This window comes from Murdochiella massiliensis, from assembly GCF_900059565.1.
In the GTDB taxonomy this organism is placed as follows: Bacteria; Bacillota; Clostridia; order Tissierellales; family Peptoniphilaceae; genus Murdochiella; species Murdochiella massiliensis.
Window position 1 is genome coordinate 1,222,432 of sequence record NZ_FIZW01000002.1, and the last position, 23,642, is coordinate 1,246,073.

14 protein-coding genes and 2 pseudogenes are annotated in these 23,642 nt (G+C 45.6%); 10 read left to right on the forward strand and 6 right to left on the reverse strand.

Annotated elements, in window-relative coordinates; all coding sequences use genetic code 11:
* Positions 1–15 precede the first annotated feature (15 nt).
* The 3 genes from BN3910_RS07125 to BN3910_RS07135 are packed head-to-tail and all read left to right on the forward strand — an operon-like array spanning position 16 to position 3,574.
* Positions 16–663, forward strand: coding sequence for a redox-sensing transcriptional repressor Rex (locus tag BN3910_RS07125; RefSeq protein WP_066925964.1), 648 nt, complete (start codon positions 16–18; stop codon positions 661–663).
* 2 nt (positions 664–665) lie between these two features.
* A complete protein-coding gene (gene abc-f, locus BN3910_RS07130) occupies positions 666–2,627 on the forward strand; it encodes a ribosomal protection-like ABC-F family protein (protein WP_066925967.1) in 1,962 nt (653 codons plus the stop codon).
* Positions 2,624–3,574 (forward strand): glycerophosphodiester phosphodiesterase, encoded by a 951-nt coding sequence (locus tag BN3910_RS07135; RefSeq protein ID WP_066925970.1) that lies wholly within the window; start codon positions 2,624–2,626, stop codon positions 3,572–3,574. The genes abc-f and BN3910_RS07135 overlap by 4 nt, the downstream gene beginning before the upstream one ends.
* 128 nt (positions 3,575–3,702) lie before the next feature.
* Here the strand turns inward: BN3910_RS07135 and BN3910_RS07140 are convergent, their stop codons facing one another.
* Positions 3,703–4,929 carry a dicarboxylate/amino acid:cation symporter gene (locus BN3910_RS07140; protein ID WP_066925973.1) on the reverse strand — a complete coding sequence of 409 codons (1,227 nt, stop codon included), beginning with the start codon at positions 4,927–4,929 and terminating at the stop codon, positions 3,703–3,705.
* A 206-nt stretch (positions 4,930–5,135) separates the two neighbouring features.
* Between BN3910_RS07140 and BN3910_RS07145 the strand changes: the two genes are divergently transcribed.
* The 3 genes from BN3910_RS07145 to asnA all read left to right on the forward strand — a co-directional run bounded on the left by BN3910_RS07145 (position 5,136) and on the right by asnA (position 10,544).
* Entirely contained in the window at positions 5,136–6,218 is a 1,083-nt protein-coding gene (locus BN3910_RS07145) for a DnaJ domain-containing protein (protein WP_066925976.1), read from the forward strand.
* A 119-nt stretch (positions 6,219–6,337) separates the two neighbouring features.
* Positions 6,338–9,016 carry an ATP-dependent chaperone ClpB gene (clpB, locus tag BN3910_RS07150; RefSeq protein WP_075968013.1) on the forward strand — a complete coding sequence of 893 codons (2,679 nt, stop codon included), beginning with the start codon at positions 6,338–6,340 and terminating at the stop codon, positions 9,014–9,016.
* A gap of 526 nt (positions 9,017–9,542) precedes the next feature.
* The gene (asnA, locus tag BN3910_RS07155; protein ID WP_066925980.1) at positions 9,543–10,544 is read left to right on the forward strand and encodes an aspartate--ammonia ligase; all 1,002 of its coding nucleotides are present in this window, start codon (positions 9,543–9,545) and stop codon (positions 10,542–10,544) included.
* A gap of 180 nt (positions 10,545–10,724) precedes the next feature.
* Here asnA and BN3910_RS07160 read toward each other — a convergent pair whose 3' ends face one another.
* A complete protein-coding gene (locus BN3910_RS07160; protein WP_066925983.1) occupies positions 10,725–11,744 on the reverse strand; it encodes a DUF3387 domain-containing protein in 1,020 nt (339 codons plus the stop codon).
* Between the two features lie 499 nt (positions 11,745–12,243).
* Between BN3910_RS07160 and BN3910_RS07165 the strand changes: the two genes are divergently transcribed.
* From BN3910_RS07165 to BN3910_RS07180, 4 genes and pseudogenes are all read left to right on the forward strand, one after another.
* Positions 12,244–12,537, forward strand: a complete 294-nt coding sequence (locus BN3910_RS07165; RefSeq protein WP_066925986.1) for a hypothetical protein — start codon at positions 12,244–12,246, stop codon at positions 12,535–12,537.
* 96 nt (positions 12,538–12,633) lie between these two features.
* Positions 12,634–13,830, forward strand: a complete 1,197-nt coding sequence (locus BN3910_RS07170; protein WP_066925989.1) for an AlbA family DNA-binding domain-containing protein — start codon at positions 12,634–12,636, stop codon at positions 13,828–13,830.
* 206 nt (positions 13,831–14,036) lie between these two features.
* Positions 14,037–14,425, forward strand: a pseudogene (locus BN3910_RS07175) (plasmid mobilization protein).
* A pseudogene (locus tag BN3910_RS07180) lies at positions 14,397–15,682 on the forward strand (relaxase/mobilization nuclease domain-containing protein). The pseudogenes BN3910_RS07175 and BN3910_RS07180 overlap by 29 nt, the downstream one beginning before the upstream one ends.
* A gap of 56 nt (positions 15,683–15,738) precedes the next feature.
* Here BN3910_RS07180 and BN3910_RS07190 read toward each other — a convergent pair.
* The 4 genes from BN3910_RS07190 to BN3910_RS07205 are packed head-to-tail and all read right to left on the reverse strand — an operon-like array spanning position 15,739 to position 23,578.
* Positions 15,739–19,485 carry a YobI family P-loop NTPase gene (locus BN3910_RS07190; RefSeq protein ID WP_066925995.1) on the reverse strand — a complete coding sequence of 1,249 codons (3,747 nt, stop codon included), beginning with the start codon at positions 19,483–19,485 and terminating at the stop codon, positions 15,739–15,741.
* Between the two features lie 45 nt (positions 19,486–19,530).
* Positions 19,531–21,477 carry an AlwI family type II restriction endonuclease gene (locus BN3910_RS07195; protein ID WP_082790355.1) on the reverse strand — a complete coding sequence of 649 codons (1,947 nt, stop codon included), beginning with the start codon at positions 21,475–21,477 and terminating at the stop codon, positions 19,531–19,533.
* An 8-nt stretch (positions 21,478–21,485) separates the two neighbouring features.
* Positions 21,486–23,363 carry a Dam family site-specific DNA-(adenine-N6)-methyltransferase gene (locus BN3910_RS07200; protein ID WP_066925998.1) on the reverse strand — a complete coding sequence of 626 codons (1,878 nt, stop codon included), beginning with the start codon at positions 23,361–23,363 and terminating at the stop codon, positions 21,486–21,488.
* Positions 23,360–23,578: a helix-turn-helix domain-containing protein gene (locus BN3910_RS07205; protein ID WP_066926001.1), complete on the reverse strand. Its 219-nt coding sequence runs from the start codon at positions 23,576–23,578 to the stop codon at positions 23,360–23,362. Before BN3910_RS07205 ends, BN3910_RS07200 begins: the two co-directional genes overlap by 4 nt.
* Positions 23,579–23,642 lie beyond the last annotated feature (64 nt).

Sequence of the window (23,642 nt, forward strand, 5' to 3'; positions counted from 1 at the left end):
GTCGGAGGAAAAAAGATGAAAAAAGCCATTTCCAGCGCCGTCATCCGGCGATTGCCCAAGTATTTACGCTACCTTACTGCGCTCCATGAGCAGGGTGAAGAGCGTATTTCTTCTCAAAAATTGAGTGAAATTACCGGCTTTACTGCTTCGCAGATTCGTCAGGATCTCAATCACTTCGGCGGCTTCGGTCAACAGGGCTACGGCTACAATGTTGAATCGCTTCGTGAACAGATTGTCCACATTATCGGTCTGGATCGTCCCCATCGGGTAGCTATCGCAGGCGCCGGTCATTTAGGCGTTGCGCTTGCCAATTCCGATCTGTTTAAGGAAAATCGCTTCCATTTGGGAGCACTATTTGATATTCGCCCGGAATGCGTTGGAATGCAGATTGCCGGGGCGGAAGTGTACCCGGTTGCCGAAATGGAAACCGTCCTTAGGGAACACGACATTGAAATTTTGACGATTACCACGCCGCGCGATGTAGCGCAGGAACTCGCGGATCGGGCAGTAGCAGCCGGTGTGCGCGGAATATGGAATTATGCGCAAACCGACTTGCATCTTCCGCACGGCGTGGTGTTGGAGAATGTCTATTTGAATGAGAGTTTGTTTACGCTTATCTACTACATGGGCAATTGGAAGGATTATAAAGGCTTCGAGGAGTAACGATGGCGGAATTGACCGTACAACAACTTCATAAACAGTTTGGCGTGCGTTCGATTCTGGAGGATGTCTCTTTTTTGGTGGAAAAAGGAGAAAAAATCGGTATTGTCGGCGTAAACGGATCCGGTAAAACGACCCTTATGCGCCTTTTGGTTCACGAATTGGAACCCGATCAGGGAAAGATTTACCATCGCGATGATCTGCGCATGGGCTATCTTCGCCAGAACGTGCATATCGAGAGTGAAGAGAGCTTGTATGAAGAGTGCAAAAAAGGTTATGTGCGTGCTTTTGCGTTGGAGGAAAAGTTGCGCGAGCTTGAACGGGAAATGGGTCAACGATCAGAACGGCCGAAGGAATTGGAAGCGGTGATGGAGCGTCATCGTCTGCTGACGGAACGTTTTGTGGACGAAGGCGGCCTTTCGTATGATTCCGAAATTCGTGGCATTCTTAAAGGCATGGGTTTTGCGGAGGGGCGTTTTTCCACACCGGTCAATGTGCTTTCCGGCGGCGAAAAGTCGCGTTTGGAACTGGCCACCATGCTTTGCGGTCGACCGGACATTCTCCTTTTGGATGAACCGACGAACCACCTGGACATGGAAGTAACGACGTATTTAGAGCAGATGCTCAGCGCTTTTCGGGGAACGGTGTTGCTTATTTCCCATGACCGTTATTTTTTGAATCAGGTTTGTCAGCGTATTTTGCTTGTCGAACACCAAAAAGTCTATTCCTATTCTTGCGGTTATCAGGAGTTTGCCAAACGGCGGGAAAATGACCTGGAGATTCAGCGTCACGCCTACGAAAACCAGCAGGAGGAAATTGCGCGTCAAAAGGAGATTATTGAGCGCCTCGGACACTTGGGCGGATCCAAGCGAAAGCGCGGCATTGCCCAATCGCGTTCGCGGCAGAAGCTCTTGGATAAGATGGTGCTGATTGAAAAACCGGCGGAAGATATTGCCCATATGCGCCTTCGTCTCACGCCGAAGTATCCCAGTGGCGAGGATGTTTTGCAGGTGGAAAACCTGTCCAAATCTTTCGGCGATCGTCATCTGTTTTCGGGCGTGACGTTTTCCCTCTTTCGTGGGCAACGTGTCGGCTTGATTGGCGAAAACGGGGTAGGCAAGACGACCCTGTTTCGGCTTTTGCTTCATCAGGAAGAGCAGGACGAGGGGAGCATCACCTTCGGCTCCTCGGTCAAGATCGCTTTTTTTGATCAGGAACAGCGTACCCTTTCCCCGGAAAAAACGGTTTTGGATGAACTTTGGGATCGCTATCCGCAGATGGATCATTATTCCGTGCGGGCGCATCTGGCCAAATTTCAATTTATCGGCGATGACATTTTTCGTTTAGTCGGGGATCTTTCCGGTGGAGAGAAAGCGCGTTTGGCGCTGCTGAAGCTCATGCTTTCTTCCGCGAATGTTCTACTTCTGGATGAGCCGACCAATCATTTGGATATCGAAAGTCGCGAAATTCTGGAACAGGCATTGTTGGATTACGAAGGAACGGTTTTTGTGATCAGCCATGATCGCTATTTTTTGAACCATGTCTGCACGCATATTTTCCGCTTGCAACCGACCGGCATGGAAACCATTCTGGGCAACTACGACGACTATCTGCGTTTTACGGCACAGTCCGCTTCGCGCACAGATACTGCGGAAGAGGCCGGCGATCGGCCAAAAACCAAAACGCAGGAGAAAAAGGAAAAGAAACAGGCGAACCTCGAGAAAAAGCAGCTGCGACAAATGCGTGCGCGCGTGAGTACGATTCAGCGCGAGATGGATTCCCTGCGCGAGGAACAGCAAGTGTTGCAGAAAAAAGCCTGTGAACCGGCTCTTTATGAAGATTACGAAGAAGCACAACGTGTTCACGACGAGCTGAGCGGTATACAGCAAAAGCTGGAAGCGTTGGAAGAGGAATGGTTGGAATTGGAAACCACACTCGATGAAGCCAAGGAAGGGGAAGGGTTATGAACATTTATTCCTACCGCGGGGATCACGAACATCTCCCCGAAAACACGATGATCGCGTTTCGTCAGGCTTTGCTTAACGGTGCTGTTGGCATTGCTCTGGATGTCCTGATGACGCGCGACCGGCAGCCGATCGTCTTTCGCGATGAGTCGCTCGGCAGGGCGACTGATGCCATAGGCCTTGTGCGCCATCACGATTTAGAGGAAATCCAGGCTGCGGAATTTAACGAGCCGTATACGAAATTCAATCAGCACATCCCTTCCCTTGCTGAATATCTGGAATGGGCGGATCGTCTTCCGCATAAAACCATTTTGATGATGAACAACGAAACGTTTCTTTATTCCAATGTTGAGGAAAACATCATGGGTTGCCTTACGGAGGCAAAGGGACGCGATCGCCTGATTCTGGCTTCTTCGCAGCTTTCGAGCTTGCGCCTTCTGCATACACGCTATCCCGATATCACGTTAGCGTGGATGCCCAACTCTTCTCTTCCTGAAGATTGGGATAAGCTGGAGGGTCTTGAGATAACGCGTGTTCTGGTTCCACTGGTGCAGACAACGCGGGAACTGGTGGATACCTGTACGGAACGCGGTATCGAGATTATGGCTCATGGCGTATCGACCGCCGAACAAATTCTGCGCTTGAAAGAGCTGGGCATACAAAACGTTTTGGTGACGGACATGGCTACCGCGCGCGCAGCACTCAAGGAAACCGCGATGCCTTATTCAGCGGAAGAACTGAAATACGCGACGGAGACGTCGGGAAAAGACGAGGAGAAAACGCCGATGCAGGCGCTGGCGCAGCGGGCAAAGAGTCTCACTTACGGACGTGGAAAACGGTCGGGAAAAGGAAATATCGTCGCGATTGCGCTCAGTATGATTTTGTGTGTGGCGGTAGCGACGTTTCTTGCCGGCCTGTTTATGAATCTGTTGAAAGGACTGTTTCACTAAATAAAGAATCGCTACAGAGCAATGAAACAAATAAAAAGGCTGTGTCGAACGAGAAATAGTTCGGACACAGCTTTTTTGTTTTCCAGAAATACCCTTGTAAAGCCCCTGAAAAGCCTGGCAAAGGCGGACTATTTCTTCTGTCCTTTTTTCGCGGTAGCTTTGCGATCCCAGTTGCTGACGGCAAGAGCGGCGGTCGCATCGCCGGTGATATTTAACGTTGTGCGTCCCATATCAAAGAGACGGTCAATGCCGGCGATGAGCGCAATCCCCTCTACCGGCAGGTTCACGCTGGTCAGTACCATCGCCAGCATGATCATGCCGCCACCGGCGACGCCGGCTGTGCCGATCGAAGCAAGTACCGCAGTTAAGACGATGGATACGAGTTGGGCTGCCGTTAAATGCACGCCGTAGCAGGAGGCGATGAAAAGACTGGTGACACCCATATAGATGGCTGTGCCGTCCATATTGATGGTCGCTCCGAGCGGCAAGACAAACGAAGAAATGCTGGGATCCGCACCCAATTCATTAGAACAGCGAATGGTCAGCGGCAACGTCGCGTTGGAACTGGAGGTCGTAAAGGCCGTAGTCATGGCTGGCGCCATACCACGTAAAAAGGTGAAAAGACCCATTTTGGAAAACAGATGGACGCTCAACCCGTAAACGACAACAATGTGTGTAATGTAGGCCAAGTAGGCCACACCCAGAACGATTCCCAGCGACGAGACGATGGAGGCGCCATTGACGGCGACGACATTCGTCATCAGGCAGAACACACCAATGGGGGTCAGCCGAATGACCAGCTCCATCATTTTCATGATGACCGTATAAATATCTTTTACACTTTCGCCAACGCGCTTTCCCGCTTCACCCGAAAGAAGAATACCAAGCCCAATCAGAAGTGCCATAAGAATGAGCGGCAACATATCGGCATTCAGAAGCGGTTCCAGTATATTTTTCGGGAACATTGCGACGATGACCTCCATAAAATTGGCGGTTTTTGCTTCATAGGTCAATCCCGAGGTTTGCAGAACCGGGAAGAATCCCTGAAACAGCGTGGCAAAGGCGATGCCGATGACAACCGCCACAGCGGTCGTTGCCATATAATACACGAAGGTTTTCCATCCGATGGCGCCCACGCGGCGAATGTCACCGAGTGAAATTGTGCCCTCAATGATGGAAAAAAGAACGACAGGTACAACCATAAATTTCAATAGATTGATGTAAATGGTTCCTACCGGCTGCAGAAAAGTTGAAGTGAATTCGCCATTTCCCTGTAAGAGAATGCCGGCGACAATACCCAACACCAGGGCAATGAGAATTTGCAGGCCTAAATTGAGGCGACGTTTATTTTCCATAATGACTCCTTTCGCGTCCGGGATACGCTTCTTCCTTCCCTTTTAGTATAGCGTTTTGTATGCGGCAAAAAAAGAATAATCCGGTCGAAAAGCGTGCCGTTTCTCTTGCGCAAGCGGGGCAAAGCGACTATAATATCAATTAGTCAAAGATGGTCAAGAAATAAAAAACATACAAATGACCGCATTTGACCGGAAAGGAGGATGCTTTGCAATTTCAAGATTACTACAAAACGCTGGGCGTAGAAAAACAGGCATCCCAGACAGAAATCAAAAAAGCTTATCGCAAACTCGCGAAAAAATATCATCCCGACTTGCATCCGAACGATGAAAAGGCGCAGGAGAAATTCAAGCAGATTAACGAAGCCTATGAGGTATTGGGCGACGCGGAAAAGCGGAAAAAATATGACCAATTCGGCGCCAATTATAACTTTCAGGGCGGACAGAACTTTGATCCGTCGGACTTCGGCTTTCAGGGGTTCGGCCCAAACGGAGCAACCTATACCTACCACACGACGGGTGGCGGAAGCGGCTTCTCCGACTTTTTCAATTTGATCTTCGGCGGTGCCCAGGACTTTAGCGGCGCAGAAAGCTTTCGCGGCGCGCAGGGATTTAGCGGTGGACCCGGAGCAGGAGTATATGGCGGAAATACCCACAGTTTCAGCGGCTTCGGCGACTTAGGGGATCTGCTTCGCGGTGCGCATGGAGGAACGAATGGTCATACTTCTGCGCAAGGCTTTGGCCGTGTTGGGCCCGAAATGTATCGAGCAGCGCACGCCGGAGCGGCACGAAAAGCCAACGATCGCTATGAAACCACGATGAGCCTGGCGCTCAAAGAAGCCTATGAGGGCGGCGAGCGAACGATGCGTTTTACCATCGGCTCCAAGTCCTATGACATTACGGTGCGCTGGCCTGCAGGCATTCAGGACGGCAATCGCATTCGGGTGAAGGGCGAAAAGTTCGGTCTGGACGGAAACCTCATGGTAAAAATCCGCTTGCTGACGACAGGCCATCTGGAAGGAATCAATCTGGTTCAGCCGCTTGTACTCAAGCCATGGGAAGCCTATTGCGGAACGAAGAAAACCGTGGAAACGCCGGACGGGCGCATTCAGGTGACTGTACCGCGTGAAATGGCTTCCGGGAAGCGTATTCGGGTTCCCAAGAAGGGCTATCGTAACCGCAAAGGCGAGCGCGGCGATCTGCTGCTGGAAATCCAAATGCAAAATCCGGCAACCTTAAGCCAAGAGCAAAAAGCCTACTATGAAAAGTGGATGAAGGAAGAAAGAGAGTAAACCATTAGGAGAGCATGGTGCTATCCGGATGGAAAGAAGTGCGAAAAGTGTCCTTACGGTCTTGGCCGGACAACTTTTCGCACGAATGCATTGTATAAAAAACAGAAAGGAGACTTTCTATGAACGAACAATATACCAAAAAAGCATTACAAGCGATTCAAGACGCGCAAAATGCGGCGATTAAAAATGGCAATCCCGAATTGACGGATCTGCATTTGCACGATGCCCTTATTCGGGAATCGGACGGCATGGTGGCGCAGGTGCTCGCACATCTCGGCGTGCAGATTGCTGCCTATCGTACGTCCGTGCGAAGAGCAATGGAAAACTTGCCGCAGCAGCAGGGCGCTTCGCAGGTCTATCCGAATGCGATTTTTCAGCGCATTTTGCTCAAGGCGAAAGATGAAGCCGATAAGATGGGAGACAGCTACGTTTCCACCGAACATCTGTATTTGGCGCTTCTCGATGAGCGAAATATTCCTTCGGAATCTATTCTTGCGGATTACCATATCACGCGTGAGGCATTTGCCAAGGCGTTGGAAGCCATTCGCGGATCCCGCAAGGTGACAACGGATAATCCGGAAGATACCGAAAACGTGCTGGAAAAATATGGCACCGATCTGACCGCAAAGGCCAAAGAAGGAAAAGGTGACCCGGTCATCGGTCGGGATGAAGAAATTCGCAATGTGACGCGCATTCTTTCGCGGCGTACCAAAAACAATCCGGTGCTTATCGGCGAACCGGGTGTGGGAAAAACGGCCGTGGTGGAAGGTCTTGCCCAGCGTATTATCAACGGGGATGTGCCGGACGGCTTAAAAGACACCACCATTTTTGCCCTGGATATGGGACAGCTGCTTGCCGGGGCGAAATATCGCGGCGAGTTTGAGGAACGCTTAAAAGCGGTGCTGGAAGAAATCAAAGCCTCCGCCGGAAAGATTATTCTTTTCGTGGATGAACTGCACCTCATCGTCGGTGCGGGGCGCACCGACGGAGCTATGGATGCCTCGAACCTGATGAAGCCGGCGCTCTCGCGCGGCGAAATTCGCATGATCGGCGCGACGACGCTCAATGAGTACCGCCAGTATATTGAAAAAGACGGTGCTCTCGAACGACGTTTCCAAAAAGTCATGGTCAGTGAACCGAGCGTGGAAGACACCGTCTCCATTTTACGCGGCATCAAATCGAAATATGAACTGCATCATGGGCTGCGCATTTCCGACGGGGCGGTGGTAGCGGCAGCAAAGCTGTCCGACCGCTATATTACCGATCGTTTCCTTCCGGATAAGGCGATTGACCTGATGGATGAAGCGGCCGCTATGGTGCGTACGGCGTTGGACTCCATGCCGGAAGAGCTGGATGAAGCGCGTCGCCGCATTCTGCAGCTGGAGATCGAAAAAGTGGCGCTGCAGAAAGAGATAGATGAGGCGTCCAAGAAACGCTTGACAGAGCTCACCGAGGAACTGGCAAACCTCAATGAATCCTATAACGAAGGCTTCATTCAGTGGCAAAATGCCAAGTCAGCGCTGGAAGGGCAGACGAAGATCAAGGAAGAGATGGATCAGACGCGCCATGCCATCGAAGAAGCGGAGCGCGACTTTGACTATGAAAAGGCATCGGCGCTGCGATACGGCAAGCTCAGCGAGCTGGAAAAGCAGTACGCGGAAAGTGAAAAGGCGCTGGAAAAAGACAGCGAAGCGGTTAAAGAAGAGGTCACGGAAGAGGAAGTGGCGGAAGTCGTGTCCAAATGGACGCATATCCCCGTTACAAAACTGGTGGAGAGCGAACGACAGAAAATTCTGCGTTTGCCGGATCTCCTGCATCGCCGCGTAATCGGCCAGGATCAGGCTATTGATGCGGTTTCCGAAGCCCTGTTGCGGGCACGCGCCGGCCTTTCCGACGATACGAAACCGCTTGGAAGCTTCATTTTCCTCGGCCCGACCGGCGTCGGCAAGACGGAGCTTGCGAAAGCGCTTACCGAGGCGATGTTTGATGACGAACGCAATATGATTCGCATCGATATGTCCGAATATATGGAAAAATATTCCGTATCCCGTCTGATCGGAGCAGCGCCGGGTTATGTCGGCTACGAAGAAGGCGGACAGCTGACCGAAGCGGTACGCCGCAAGCCGTATGCGGTGGTTCTCTTTGATGAAATCGAAAAGGCGCACCCTGATGTGTTCAACATTCTTTTGCAAGTGTTGGACGACGGACGCCTGACGGACAATCAGGGACGGACGGTCAATTTCCGCAACACGATCATCATTATGACGTCAAACCTGGGAGCGGATACGATTCTGAACGGCCTTGACGCCGAGGGTAACCTCACACCGAGCGCCTCGCAGGCAGTAGAAGAAGCGCTTCATCGCGCGTTCCGTCCGGAATTTTTGAACCGTATCGACGACATCATCACGTTCAAGGGACTGACGAAAGACGAAATTGGGCGCATTATCGCGCTGGATATGGATAAACTGGCGGCGCGTCTTGCTGACCGCGACATCACCATTACCGTGGAAGAATCGGCAAAAGACTACATTCTGGCGCAGGCGTATTCGCCGCAGTTCGGCGCGCGTCCGATCGAGCGCTATCTGCAGAAACACCTGCAAACAGCCTTGGGTCGTAAGATTCTGGAAGGTCAGATTGCTGACCACGATCACGTTGTGATTACCGCGGATAACAGCGGGTTGGTGGTGACCGTCAAAACGGATGCCAATGACCTTAAAATGCAAGTCGAACCGCGTCCCTCCGTAGCATCTTCCTCCGAAGACCTTCCTAGCGATGACACCTACGAGGTGATGGAATAACCTGGGCACCTGATGGAACCAAGAAAGCGTCGGTCTGCAGCCGGCGGTTCAAAAGAAGTAGCGTCACTTTCGTGACGCAGTTAGATAGAAGTGGAGGGCGGCCCGGCGGACCGCCTTCTTTTTTTGTATACGGCAGACGACTGGTGCGATTACGGGTTAAAAACGAAAAGTGGCGAAATGTCCCGTAAAGTGAATGGCGAAATTACGGGTCAAAAACACGAAATGGCGAAATGCCCCGTAAAGTGAATGGCAAAATTACGGGTCAAAAATGGAAAGCAGAGAAATACCCCGTAAAAAGGGCGGAGCAATTACGGGGCAATAACGAAAAGTAGCGAAATGCCCCGTAAAGCGGCTGGTAAAATTACGGGTCAAAAACGAAAAACAGCAAAGGAACCCGTAATCTGTACATAGGATGCATAACGGCGCGCGTAAGGCGTCGATCGTTCCCTGGCTCCCTATTTTCACAGCGGTACACCGCATCAGCGGAAGGTGGTAAAATGAACCAAATGTAAGAAAAGAGGTTGTTATGATTACTATCCCGTCCGATTATGTTCCGAAACTGGACCATTTTGAATTGCAACGTGCTATCGATTACGTCAAAAAGACCTTTCAGGCAGAGATTTCGCAGGCACTGAATCTCCAGCGCGTTTCTGCGCCGCTCTTTGTGCTGCGTGCCAGCGGCCTAAACGATAACTTAAGCGGCAAGGAACGTCCGGTTTCGTTTGATATTCCCGATGTGGGTGCCGAAGCGGAGGTTGTGCATTCCCTGGCCAAGTGGAAGCGTATGGCCCTTGGTCGCTACGGCTTCGAACCCGGTCAAGGCCTTTATACCGACATGAACGCCATTCGTCGCGATGAAACCCTGGATAATCTCCATTCCATCTATGTCGACCAATGGGATTGGGAACGCATCATTACGCCTGCCGAGCGAACGGAGAAAACCCTGCGCGAAACCGTTCAAGCGATTGTTTCGACCATTTGCAATGTCAATCACCTGGTGCAGGCTCGATTCCCATCGCTGGACACCCAAATCCGTCGCGAAGTGACGTTCTTTACCGCCCAGGAACTGGAAGATCGCTGGCCGGACAAAACGCCGGAGGAGCGGGAAGCCGCGGCCGCGGAGAAATACAAGACGATTTTTATTCAGGGCATAGGCGGCACGTTGCGTTCGAGCAAGCCCCATGGCGACCGTGCGCCCGACTATGATGACTGGACGCTCAATGGCGATATTATTCTCTGGAATGATGTCCTCGGTTGTGCGTTCGAGCTCTCCTCCATGGGCATTCGCGTGGATGAAGCTGCGCTCACCCGCCAACTCAAAGCCGCCCATGCCGAAGAGCGCGCATCGCTACCGTTCCATCGTGCGCTGCTGCAAGGGAAATATCCCCAAACCATCGGCGGCGGCATCGGTCAATCGCGCCTTTGCATGTTATTGCTGGGGACGGCGCACATCGGCGAAATTCAGGCGAGTGTCTGGGACGAAGAAACGCAGAAAGCGTGTGAAAAAGCGGGGATTAAGCTGTTGTAAGGAGGGGGAACATAAAGTTTTGAATAATGGGTGTTATAAGAGAAGCCTTATTTAATAGTTAAGAAGAGACAACAAGTGCGCCTTCCATCTGTAAGTGAAGATTCTGATGATCCTTTACCTCTTTACAGATAGAAGACGCACTCGTGTTACTTGTCCCAGATTAGAATGGAGCTTGTATTTTTAGAATTCAGCATGATCTGTCCACAATTCGCATTGCGTCATTACCGTTTGGACAGCGTCTTCCATGCCTTCCGGTGGATAGTGATGCTTTTTGAGTAGTCTTTTGATCATCATGCGCATTCTGGCCCGCGCAGAGTCACGCTTTTGCCAATCGATCGTTTGATTTTTACGAAGAGCTTCGGTCAGTTCTTTTGTGATAGCAATCAGCTCATCATTCTCATAAAAATCTTTAATTGCTTCCGGCCTAGTTAAAGCGTCATAAAATGCTAACTCCTCTTCTGACAGACCCATTGCCTTTCCTGCGTTACGAGCGTCTCGAATCTGTTTTGCTATCTTTAACAGCTCCTTGATTACCTGCTCGTTGATAAGCATTCCATTCAGATAGCGATTCATCACACCTTGTATGATTTCACTGAATTTTTCAGATTTAACAACATTATTATGCTTGTATATTTGCACTTGATCATCTATCAATCTTCTTAACAGCTCAACAGCAAGATTTTTTTCCTTCATTTTTGCAATTTCTTCGAGGAACTTTGGATCGAAGAGTGAAAACTCAGTTTTTGCGTCCGAGAATAAATTGATCACTCCCTCGCTGTTTATGCTGGATTTCAGTAACTCATTGATTCGGGCGTTAATCTCTGGCAGAGATAGTTTCGTACGAGCACCTTGATTCATTAGGCGTGTAACAAGCACTCGAACCGATTCAAAAAAAGCTGCCTCGACACGCAAATCACGTTCGACTAATGAAGAACAAAGCGATAGTGCTTGTGTTAGCAAAAGTGCCTCTTTCAGAAAGTCCTCTCGTTTTCTTTCTTTCTGGATGTCTATGATAAAGTTGACCCCTCCGGTTATTGCTTTAGAACGCTCGAGGTCACTACCATGAGTAAATTTTGAATAATCAAAGCCATGGAATAAGTCACGACAAATGGAAAGCTTTTCAAGAAACTTAGGGTAAGCCACCTTTGCTATATCAGTTTCGCCGTAGTTCTTTTTATCGCGTAAGGTGTAATCGTTCATTGCTTGCTTTAACGCTGAGGCAATTCCTACATAGTCAACAATGAGACCGCCCTCTTGGAGAAGATGGCACTGTTATCGATAGTAAAGGTTATCCAATTTTGCAATATGTGGAGGGAAAATTCTGGGTGAATAATCACGCTCATATCATAACAGGAAAAAACAATTTTTCTGTTGAGCTGCTTTATTTGCTTTTGGCGCTTTTGCAGGTGCGGCATCGGAAATAAGCGAATTGCTTCTTTCCGCTTGGATAAGTTCGTGTCGTTGAAGAATAGGTCAGAATATGGCCACATTCTGCGCAGATGGGCAAACTCGATGCGTCGATTCTGACACAGGTGGAAAAACCGAAAAGCGATTTTCTGGTGACCTATGAACCGGTGCCGGAAGACTTGGGATGCTGAAAACTTGAAAGGATATGGTTATGCTCAAAAGCAGCGGAGCTACCGCGAAGAAGATCAATGAAACCGAAGACGCCATCATTTATGAATAAGGTGGGTATGATTTGGATGAGGCACGAATCGAAAAACCGGATCAACACTGTGAAGGCACCATCACTATTAATAAAAGCTCCCTCGATGAATTGAATCAGGGAGCTACCTCTTCTATCTCAGAGAGCCGGTTGGAGAAAATACCGCAGTTGCTTTCCTCTGGTGCCATCGATATTTTCACAAACGGAAAACACAAAGACCCACAGGATGGAAACCTCAATCCTGTGGCAAGTTGGATTCTTGCCGGCTTGTTCTTCCATCTGGATGAAAATGGCAAGCTGACGGATTCCATTACTTTAATCTCTTAAGCAATATCGGCTTAGAAAAAGAAACAAAATTCAGATGAACTACCGGTTATCTGTGAACTGGTATCTAAGATCGAAAAAATAAATTCGGAGGTGAAAATGGGAAATTTTATTGAACAAATACTCGAGAACCAGGAAAGAGAATCTGAACGCCTTGAATTCAAGGATTACCGCTTTGAACAGGGGAAATTTAACAGTCTTGGCCAAAAAGAATCTGATAAATTCCTAAAAGAAATTTGTGCCTTCGCGAATACCTATGGTGGCACCATCGTATTAGGCATTGGAGAAGATGAGAATCATAATCCAGACAAATTAGTGGATACTGGCGTCACTCCCGAACTGTTTGAGGAATGGGAAAAAGCCTTGCGCAATAAAATAGCCACACAGACCATCCCTGTGCTTTACGGTATCAAAGCAGAGCACATGATAGTACAGGAGAAGAATTGCATCCTCATTACAGTGCCAAGGAGCGTGCTAAAACCGCATGCTTTCAACTCCGGAAGCCGTGATGAAATCTATATGCGTAATGGCAACACTTCCTCTCCTATGCGCTATAACGATTTAAAGCATTCATTTCTGGAACTTGATCACATAATGCAAAAGATTCAAGAATATAGAGATGAACGCCTATCTTTCCTGCTCAATGGCAATCTCGATGAAGCTTTAATACAAAGGCCATTTTTACTTTTGCACATCTTGCCTGAACAGTCTTTAGATATGAGCACTACGATCGAGCTATCTCATATATTGAATAACCGGGCATTCCACCCAATATGCTCACAACACTACAGCCTATATTCATACAATTCTGACGGTCTCATCATGGTTAAATTAGGCAGTGGGCAATCAGGTTTAAGTTCTTATATTCAAGTTTCGTTAAATGGCTTTTTAGAGTCATTAACCTTAAGACTTTGGGATGATGAAGAACATTATTTACCGCGGTGGGATGATGTTGAAGATACTGTAGTGAAAGATATCTATACGCTTTGTCGCGAATTGAATGTTTTGGGATTAGGTGATGTATACCATATCGGCATGTCTCTCGTTAATGCAAAAGGCAAATCATTACCTTCGCGTGGTTATTACAACGAGGATGCCTTTCCCATTAACAATAATCTAATAAAAACGCCCTTCGTTCGATTCGATATCAATAAAGATTTTGCAACATCGATTCTGCCAATAGTCACTAAACTTGCCCAGACAATGGGACTAGCTCACTCAACATTATATGAGCAGAGTGGGAAGCCCAGTGAAACGAAGTTTTCATTTTTAACACGGGCAGACAAAAATCAATGAGCGAGGTAAAATCAGAACACCAATTACACACCTTGCTTAACGCTAACGCGCAAAAAAAACTTTTGTAGCAAGCACAGTCAGTGTCCGGACACTGACGACAAATTGATGAAGCAGCCTCCTTGGAGTTCTGCTTCTTTTTTTATCAATTTGAATCTTGTTAGGGCGAGCCCTAAGAACCCGAAAAATACTGCACGGAGGAAATAACCATGGTGAATCGATTAAGAAATGAACGCATTGAAATCAAGTTGACGAAGGAAGAAAAGAATCTGTTTTGGCAAAAGATGAAGCTTGCAAGGTTCCGCAATATGGGCCTATTCATCCGCAAGTGCGTACTGGAAAAAGAAATCCAGTTGGTCGATCTGGAACCATTCCGTAAGCTGGAAGGACGGCTTGCCAATATTGCCAGCAACGTCAATCAGGTCGCCAAAAAAGCCAACGCCACCGATGAGATTGACCTAAAGACATCCGCAAAATGCAGGAACAAATTGATGATATGGACAAAGAAATCCTTCAGATTCATGCCCTTTTACTAAATCGAACGACCTCAAAACAGGAGAAGACAACCGATGGCCATCACGAAAATCCATCCCATTAAAGTGACGCTGAACTACACGATTGACTACATCACCGATGCGCACAAAACCGATGAGAAGGTGCTGATTGATGCGTTTGATTGTCTGCCTTCCAGCGCAGCCGTGCAGTTTTTGCGCACCAGAGAGGATGGGCATGCGCGTGGAAATGTGCTTGCTCGTCACTTGATCCAGTTCTTCCTTCCCGGCGAAACAACGCCAGAACAAGCTCACGAAATCGGCCTTGCACTCTGCGAAAAGGTGCTCAAAGGTGAATACGAATATGTACTGGCCACGCACGTGGATAAAGGCCATATTCATAACCATATCATCTTCAATAATGTCAACGAAGAGACCGGAAAGTGCTATCAGTCCAACAAGCGGAGTTATCACTGGATTCCCACGATCAGCGACAATCTCTGCAAAGAAAACCACCTCTCCATGATCGATGAATATTACGAAGCCTGTCGCCGGAAATATAAGACCAACGGTAAAAGTTGGTTTGAACAGGAACAGGCCAAACAGGGCAAGTCCTGGAAAAGCCGTCTGCAATTTGACATCGACCGGACGATCAAAGCGTCCAAAAGCTGGGAGGATTTTCTCTCCCGGATGGAGAAACAGGGATATGAAATAAAGCAGGGCAAGCACATCGCCTTCCGCCATAAGGATAAAGAACGCTTTACCCGTTCTAAGACGATTGGCGAAGATTATACGGAAGAGCGGCTGAGAGAATGCCTTGAAGAAGCACTTGCCCGGCCAACCTTTGCCGTCAAGAAACCGATTGGAAAAATCATCGATGCAAGCAAAAACGCGAAGGCAAAAAACAGTTCTGCTTATGCCAACTGGATCACGAAACACAATCTCAAAACAACAGCAGAATCCATCGTGGCTCTACGTAATCTAGGCATTCAGTCCATCACGCAGTTAGACGCTTTACTCACGCAATCCGCCGATGAGCGCCAGTCCCTCTAGGATGAAATCCGGGAACTTGAGACGCAGATGGATGTACTCTCGCAAGATATGGAAAATGCGCACACCGTGCACGCCTACCGTGAGCCCTACAAGTACCACAAGGCGCATCCGGAAGACAAGGCTTTCGCTGAGGAATATCGCAGTGAACTGGCCGTCTACAAGATGGCCGCCATGGCGATTTTAAAGCGCCATTCCGGCCTTCCGGATAGCAAAGGGCTTCTCAAACAGCTGGACGATCTGGCACAAAAAAGAACGCACAGATGTCCCGGTACGAGGACAACAAGGCGCAATTTGAGGAACTGATTCAATAGCGCCGGAACTATGAGCAGGGCATTGAAAAGAAGATGGAGAGGTGAGAAAACTATTGTTATTCCTCCTCTTTTAGTAACGCTTGAAAGGCTTTAGGTTTAAAGTTTAAGTACTCGCGGTCTTCGTTCTTAGAAATTGAAACTATATTAACTTTCTCCAAGGAACACGCAATATTTAACTGATCAGCGTCTTGAATTTTCGGCTTCTTATTATCAAAAACATTGGCCAGACTTCTTACCTTATCAATTCTCTCAATTCTAGTCCGTATTTTATGAGGTTCATAAGCCTTTGTGATAATATGCTCCAGAACATCTATTTTCCTCGCTTCATTTAGTGCACTTGCAGAGAGTAAATCATCAATATATTTGCTAGTCCACAGGTGTCCTTTTGTTTGCTCGAAAAAAGTATCATTGGCAAGGAGACTCAAAAACTCTGGCCATAGATCTAGTGAGGATGCTGTTTCAATAATAAGCGGTATATCTTTCTCACAGAAGGCGTCGCTGAGTATATATCTTCGCATGAATGGCGTGGCGTTAGGTATTTTGAACAGAGATATCTTCATCCCTGTCTGCTGTAATAAAACAGTCAGATTATTGTCACTCAAGCTTCGGTTGTCAATAAGTAGCGTTATTTGACTTTGTGTCAGAATTTGTATGAGATTATTGTTTTGTAAGAACGCGAGGAAATTATCTTTCTGACAATCCACATATGATAGGAAAAGGCCATTATCTTCATGCTTCATAATAGTATTGAAGTTTTGTAGCGTTAGCTTCAATTTATTATTTTGAATCAAAGTGAGAACCCGATTTATCGGCATCTCAGAACTCAAAAGTTCAATACTGGTGTTGGATTGTTGTAGGGCATCATTAAAGGAATTCTCGACGATAGTTGGCCTATTAAGCAATTTGTTTGCCAACCCTGTCGGCAATTCCATATGATTGTTGTCAATATAAAATTGATTAAGCATATTTTCCATGGCCGGAGTGTAATTGTATTTTTCCCAATACGTCAGGATGTTTTCCGGTGTAATAAGAACCAACTTTTGCTGAATCATTAGATCCCACAATGAGGCATCAATGATGTTTTTTAGTTGAATTACAGTTGCCTTTACGCAAGCAATCAGTTCATGTTTTAGTTTCTCTGCAAGGATGCTATTCAGCATCTCCTGCATGGGTTTATCGGAAAGCTCGGCCTTTGTTTTATAGTTTTGAATATCATCAATATATGCCTGAATCAGAGAATCCGGAGAAGAAAGAACTTCTGCACGATATAGCTCATATAAAGGATTATCTAGTAATTCATTTAAGAACATCACCCTGATTTCATGCTTTTCCAATTGTCGGATAATGCTCATAAGGTGTGCTAAATTACGATAATTCATTACAACCAAGGCTTTTTGAGCAAGGGTTTCCGCGATCTTCTTTTTGATATCAAGACCGTCGATATCAATGAAGCGGAGGCCTTCTTTTTCTAATCCATCTAAGAATTTGGCTGTTATGTCCAATCCTTCCGTTGTAAGTATGTCACTATTTGATTCAATAAATGCAGTTAGCTCAGGTACATTATTTTTTATCAATTCCGGATGTTCATAGAGAATTATGCAGATGCGATAATTAAGCAATGTATTTTTATGCTCAGTTGAAATGATGGCCAAAATTGTGTCAATAAAAACGGGAAACAAGCAGAGAATAAGCTTGGTTAATGAGGATGGGTCTAAAGCAGATAGGTATGACAGAATATCTGTTTCGTTCTTATTCTTGAGTGCCGTGTTAATGATTTTGGACAGTGCATCACCCTTGTTATTACCACGCAGAAAATCAATTAGCTCGTGATTAAATGTTTCCGAACGAAAATAATCGTTTGGTTTTAATCTTTCCGCGACAAGCGCCGGATTGTCCAAATGGAAATGTGCGTCAAGTGAAGCCCTCTCGAGTAAGGATCTTAAGAAAATGGAATCATTCGAGCCAAGAGAATTCTTATAAAAAACGCCCTTATAATCCGGATAAGCTTCATCAATGAGCCCTTCTAGAAGCAAAAAACGTATGAGATTAAAATAATGATCACTTATAATTGGCTCTTCACCGCCATTAGTAATATTCACAGCTTGCGTTGTGAAAAATTCTTCCAGTTTCCCAATTGATTTTATCCTTAACAATTCAGAAAGATACATATTCGCGACCTGTGATTTTTGAACTTCAAGAGAATTGATTTCTTCTTGCAGGTTTTCAACTTGATCCAGAATTGGTCTAGAGTCATGTCTTTCCCAGCGAATTTTGAATTTTTCATCTTTCTGGGATAAGTAATCAATGAACTGATTGAAGTCACAGGAATACCCTCTGTCATTCAGCATAACAGAGGCATGTTGTGTAGGCGCTTTTATCCAATCACTAAGAATCTCTGATACTGTATTACCACTAGTTGTAAATTGCGGCTGTATTTGGAAATGCAAAGGCAAATACATACAAATAAGTTGAGCTTCATTGCGTGGGATTGACTCTTTCTTGTTTGTTTGACGCAACTGCAGTTCCTTGATGGCGTTTTCAATCTCTTCGACCTGTTTAGCACGTTCGTTTTGTATCTTAGAAAACAGAGAATATATATATCCGGTATCCTGCTGTAGACGACTGAACTCCTTAGGGAAAACATTTTTTAGGACTACAAGCGCCAGTAACTTATCGGGTTTCAGTCTTCTTCCTTTTAGATCAATTACTTGTCGGTAGATCTCGTATTCGTTTCGTATGCTCAATAGTAAGCGCATATCGTCAATGTATAACGATAAGGCTTCTAACGTCTCTCTTGATGGCAGAGATGCAGTTTCCGTTTCATCGTTCTGAAAAAGTTCTAGCATCTTCCCTTTGGAATTATGCGAATCAATAGCTGGAATAATAGGAAGAATAAAGTCGAAAAACTTTGTTCTGTCTTTCGATTCCAAAAGGTCGTCTCGAAGCATATAAACGAAGCGAATAGGTTTTCCATTTGTTGCCTTGACCTGTGCATTGACAAGGTAATTTAACTCTCTCAATTTAACGAATAAATTGACATCCCTGAAACGGTCTAAATCCTCAAAAACGATGGTTTGTACTTGTCCGGCAATAATCAGATAAACAAGCTCTTGCATGTTATTATTTAACACATCATCTTTTTCAGGAGCACCGATTTCGGCTTCTAAACCCTTGAAATTGATTTTTCCATGCTGGAATGGTAATTGTTTCATCAGTCGAATAGAAAAAAACACTAATGGAAGCAGCATAAGTATTGCTGATATAACTCGATAAAATAACACCCAATGGGTTGTAGAGAAAGCGATTGGGAATGACGCAAATACGTCCTTTGCAAAATACAATAACATACCGCCAATTGCAAATGCTAATACCATTAGTGCGAGCAAGAGTTTTTCACAATGCGCTTCCGGCATTTTTACAGCATATTTGCTACGGGATATTTTCTTCGGGTCAAGCTGAAATAACAGCTGGTTGATAATTTGCTTTTCGATCGCTGCTTGGTTCTGATCTTGAGACGCGATTTGTGTGCTTTCTTCCTGTTCAAATGCAGCAAGGGATATGGTAACTGTATTACCGACATTGGACTTTCGCTCAATGGCCACACTGGAGTCATCTTGAAGATATGTTTTCCAAAAACTGCTTTTCCCAGCGCCATAGATTCCAGTTATTGCTATGTTATGGATCTTTGAATTCTGAAACGCTTGATCCATAGCTGTAGCATATGACTGAAATTTTTCGTCACGCTCAACTACGCCGGGAAGTAAGGCCATGTATTTAAACTCTTTATAATTAGTCTCAGTCATAACTTTTCCCCACTGTAATAAGAATATTCGTCAGCCTTTCAACCATTAAATAATCGTGAACCCGCTCTTTAGAAAGGTATCTTCATCCACAGAAACGATTTCTGGTAAACCGTCTCTTTGAAAGGCAACAGATATGTCCTTCTTATTAACTTTAACAACACATCCAACACGGCCAGTATGCTTTTCTTTCACCCTGGATCCAAAATATATTCCATAAGGGAACTTCCATTGCCTATCACTGTTAATCAAATAATGCCCTGGGCTCTCAGCGACCAATAGCTCACCCTCAACACTATGTGCATCTGTAAGATATTTAACAGCATAATCTATGTATTCTTTCCAAGCAGGAGCCTCCATCCAATCTCGTTTCCGAGCGCAGAGATCAATCAAGCTTACTAAGCTCCCCGGATTTGCCTGCCCAGTTGAAAACATATTTATGAAATATGACCTGTACTGGGCCAAAGTAAACGGAACAATATTCAAACGTTGCTGTTCGTCACCCTTTGCATACCAGACTCCATGGCGGAAAGTCTCAGCCGTATTAGTGTCAATTTTTACCGCGATGAACATGCCATAGACCGGCTTGTCATAATTCAGAACCGCATCAGAAACATGCCGTCGTACAGGTTCACCTTCCATAGCTTCTTGCCTGGACGAGGTAGACATTGTGACTTCAGTTAAAATAGTAAAATCATTGAATTCACAGTAGAGATCACCCTTACCGCCTCCGGCAGCTGATACAGGCAAAAAGTCTGAGTCCAGTTTGAATCCGCGCACCTCATAAGGTTTGTTTACCAAGTGATCTATTGCAAGGGCAGCACGCCAAAGCGTCCATTCCAGATAGGCCGGTGTTTCATCTTTGGGTACTTCAATGATGTTATCTTCGTCATATTCAATTTTTCCGCCGCCTTTTATCAGCAGGGACATGTAATCGGCAATTTCACGCCATTGATCTTTTTGCTCAGCAGCATATGTCAGCTCATCAGTTTTTGAAAGCGTGTCTTCTAGTCTTTGACGCGCAATGTTGATTTGAGTTGGTGTTTCCAGTGGCAAATCAGAAATATCAAATAGAATGTGCCGTTCCTTCATCTGTTTCATCAAGTCCTGAAGAATAGCCATGGCAGTCTCAGCATGATCAGACGGAAGTGGAGCGCCATGGCACAACTCAAAAAGCGCATTTTTCAGAGTAATATTTCCTGGCACACTTTTAGCAAGTTGTTCAACCAATAGATGCTTTGACGGAACAATGACTAAACCTCGTCCCTTTCTCTGCAGAACACCCGTAATACGTAGATAACGCATGTTCATATCAGAATAGTCAAGGAAATTCTCTGGCTTTTTATCATAATGTTTACTGCGCTCTGCAATTTCTTTCTTGTCAAAAGTTCTTTTAGCTGGTGCCTTTGATCTTCTTTCACGCAAGTCCAGAATCTGATCGACGACCCAATTGACATCATAAAGAGGATTGGTTGTATGCCCCCAGAGAGCAAATTCAATGCGTTGTATCTCGGATGTTCCTGTGCGTTTTTCCAGTTCCAACATGATTGCTAATATCCATCTCAGAGGCGAAAACAATCCCGAATGATATGGAAGTTCAAACTGTTCGACACTCATCGCTCGCAAATAACATTCTTGGACAGCGGGAAACGTATCGGCTTGTAAAAATGATCTTCCAAAAGGCGTAAGTGCATCCAGCGGGCCCAGTTCTGACTGTTCAAAACCATCACTCTTTTTTATTTGAGGATAGATGAACCCATGTTTGGCAAACATTAGTCTCCATTTTCGAGCATGGCTTCCAGAGGAATCTTTGCCGGCCACATTTTGAATAATTCCTTTTTCATTAAGAAGGTTCATAAAACCAACTTCATTTTCTCGTCCACGTAGATTACCTACATACGACGATTCAGCAAAAATCCTTAATCCTTCTTGAATACGATTAGGACTTCTTAACCCGGTATTGCCTACAAGCCAAATTGAAATATTCTCGTCCATAATTTTCCTCAGTTAAACGCGACAAATAGGTATTCCTGGACTCGGTTCCTGTTGGTTTTCACATCCTTCTGGTTCCCAAATGAATACGTATAATCTATGGGAATAACCTCGACATGATTCTTGTGTTTAGCCAATAAGGCAACCATTTCATCCTTTGTGGGCAGGCTATTCGATGAATACGAGACGATTAAAATACTGTCTTTGTATTTCTTAAACAGCCGATCAAAAGCAACCGCTGCGCCTGTCTTAGTGGAAAAAGGCGTAGGATATGACTTGAATTTTTTAGTTTGAGTATTTTCTTGTATCTCTACGCCTTTCCAGTCGCAGGCTAGACCTTCAACAAAGTGATAACGTCTTACATATTCATTGTCTGATAGCGGTGAATAGTACGGAGGATCTATATAGACTAAATCAGCTTGTTTCGCCCGAAGCTCCATTGCGTCTCCGCGTTTAGATTGGTTTTTCATCCCGTTATCAAATACGGCTCTATTCACCGCATTCACTGCATCAAGGAAATGGTCGCGCAGTGACTTTTTTAGATCTTTTCTGCCATCATCATATCGATGTCCGGTATACGTAAAAATACCGCGCGGTCTTTTTTTTGTGCATGCTCTAATCAGTGCAGCCAGAGCAATGGCTTGTTTGAAAGGCTCATCCATAGCCCAAATATTTGTACGAAGGACATCAATAAGATCATTGTCTTCATCAGAAAAATAGAGTCCAGCAAAAGTGTTGGAAACAAAGTGGTCATATTCTCCTGGACTATGCAAAAGTTGTTCAGTTTCTTCGTCGGTCAACACTACTGAATTATTCTCGATCATGGCTTTGGCAAAAACGGCAGACATAGCCATATAATCATTGCTTAACACTTGTTTCCCTTGGGCTTTGAACATGTAACCAACAATACCTGAACCCGAAAACAGATCAATCACCGTCGTAAACTCAAAACGTGATGCAACGCCCCAGATTTCTTTTAACAGCTTCCGTTTAGAGCCCATGAACCGAGTTGTTGGGTATAATGCAACTTTTTTGTCAAGTTCAATGCCATCAAATTTGATAATTGGCGGAATAGCAATGATGACATCTTCACCCTTCCGACTACTACCTTTACTTGAGATAAAGCGTTTTGTAGATAGAACTTCTATCGGATACTCTGAATAAAGCTCATGAACCAAGGGATGATTGGAATTTGTAAGGAGGGTATGACATCCCAAAGCGCGCAAATGCTCTATTTCTTGAGCTAATTCACGATGATCTTCTTCATAGAATTGTTCCTTTGTATATCTCTTAAAATCAGCATATTTAGAGACAGGTAAATATGGAGGATCTAGAAAGACGTAATCTCCAGGCTTCGCATATTCACGCAAGACATCTTTATAATCACCGCATACAATTAGAGCGCGTTTCAGTAACGATGATGCCGCTCTTAATCCTGCTTCATCGCATATCGTTGGATTTTTGTATTTGCCATAGGGCACATTGAACTGTCCCTTCCGGTTAACTCGATATAGCCCATTAAAGCAAGTTCTATTCAAATAGATTGTCCGGGCTGCAGCCTCAGATTTGCTAAGCTTTTCCCAGTCTTGGTTTCTAACTTCATAAAACATCTCACTCGTATTTTGATATTGAGAAAGATACGAAATTACTTCATCAACTGAGTCAGCAACCTGTTGATAAACATTGATAATCTCCGGATTGCTATCTGCAATCACGGCATTTTCAGGTTGTAATGCAAAAAACAGCGCACCACCACCAAAAAAAGGCTCAATGTAGGTTCGGAATGATGCTGGTGTTTTAGGTAGCAAATCAGGAAGGAGTTGCGTCTTTCCGCCCGCCCATTTAAGGATTGGCTTAATGCGAACAGTTCTATCAATTTTTTTGCTCACAACGCTTCCTCCTCAACCTTGGTAATTTCCATAATGTCGCTTATATCGCAATCAAGTGCCGAACATATTTTGACTAAGACATCTGTGGTCAAGTTTTCATTCTTTCCGAGCTCAGCCATTGATGCATGACTTATGCCAGCTGCAGCACAGAGATCTTTTTTCTTCATATCTTTATCAATCAAAATTTTCCAAAGCTTTTTATAGCTGATCGACATGTGAACTCCTCATCATTGATTGCTGAATAAAATTCAGCCTTCGCTGAATTCAATAAAACTATAT

Coding starts and splice junctions, on each gene's coding strand:
- BN3910_RS07125 (WP_066925964.1), top strand. CDS start 16: ATGAAAAAAGCCATTTCCAGCGCCGTCATCCGGCGATTGCCCAAGTAT.
- abc-f (WP_066925967.1), top strand. CDS start 666: ATGGCGGAATTGACCGTACAACAACTTCATAAACAGTTTGGCGTGCGT.
- BN3910_RS07135 (WP_066925970.1), top strand. CDS start 2,624: ATGAACATTTATTCCTACCGCGGGGATCACGAACATCTCCCCGAAAAC.
- BN3910_RS07140 (WP_066925973.1), bottom strand. CDS start 4,929: ATGGAAAATAAACGTCGCCTCAATTTAGGCCTGCAAATTCTCATTGCC.
- clpB (WP_075968013.1), top strand. CDS start 6,338: ATGAACGAACAATATACCAAAAAAGCATTACAAGCGATTCAAGACGCG.
- asnA (WP_066925980.1), top strand. CDS start 9,543: ATGATTACTATCCCGTCCGATTATGTTCCGAAACTGGACCATTTTGAA.
- BN3910_RS07160 (WP_066925983.1), bottom strand. CDS start 11,744: ATGAACGATTACACCTTACGCGATAAAAAGAACTACGGCGAAACTGAT.
- BN3910_RS07170 (WP_066925989.1), top strand. CDS start 12,634: ATGGGAAATTTTATTGAACAAATACTCGAGAACCAGGAAAGAGAATCT.
- BN3910_RS07190 (WP_066925995.1), bottom strand. CDS start 19,485: ATGACTGAGACTAATTATAAAGAGTTTAAATACATGGCCTTACTTCCC.
- BN3910_RS07195 (WP_082790355.1), bottom strand. CDS start 21,477: ATGGACGAGAATATTTCAATTTGGCTTGTAGGCAATACCGGGTTAAGA.
- BN3910_RS07205 (WP_066926001.1), bottom strand. CDS start 23,578: ATGTCGATCAGCTATAAAAAGCTTTGGAAAATTTTGATTGATAAAGAT.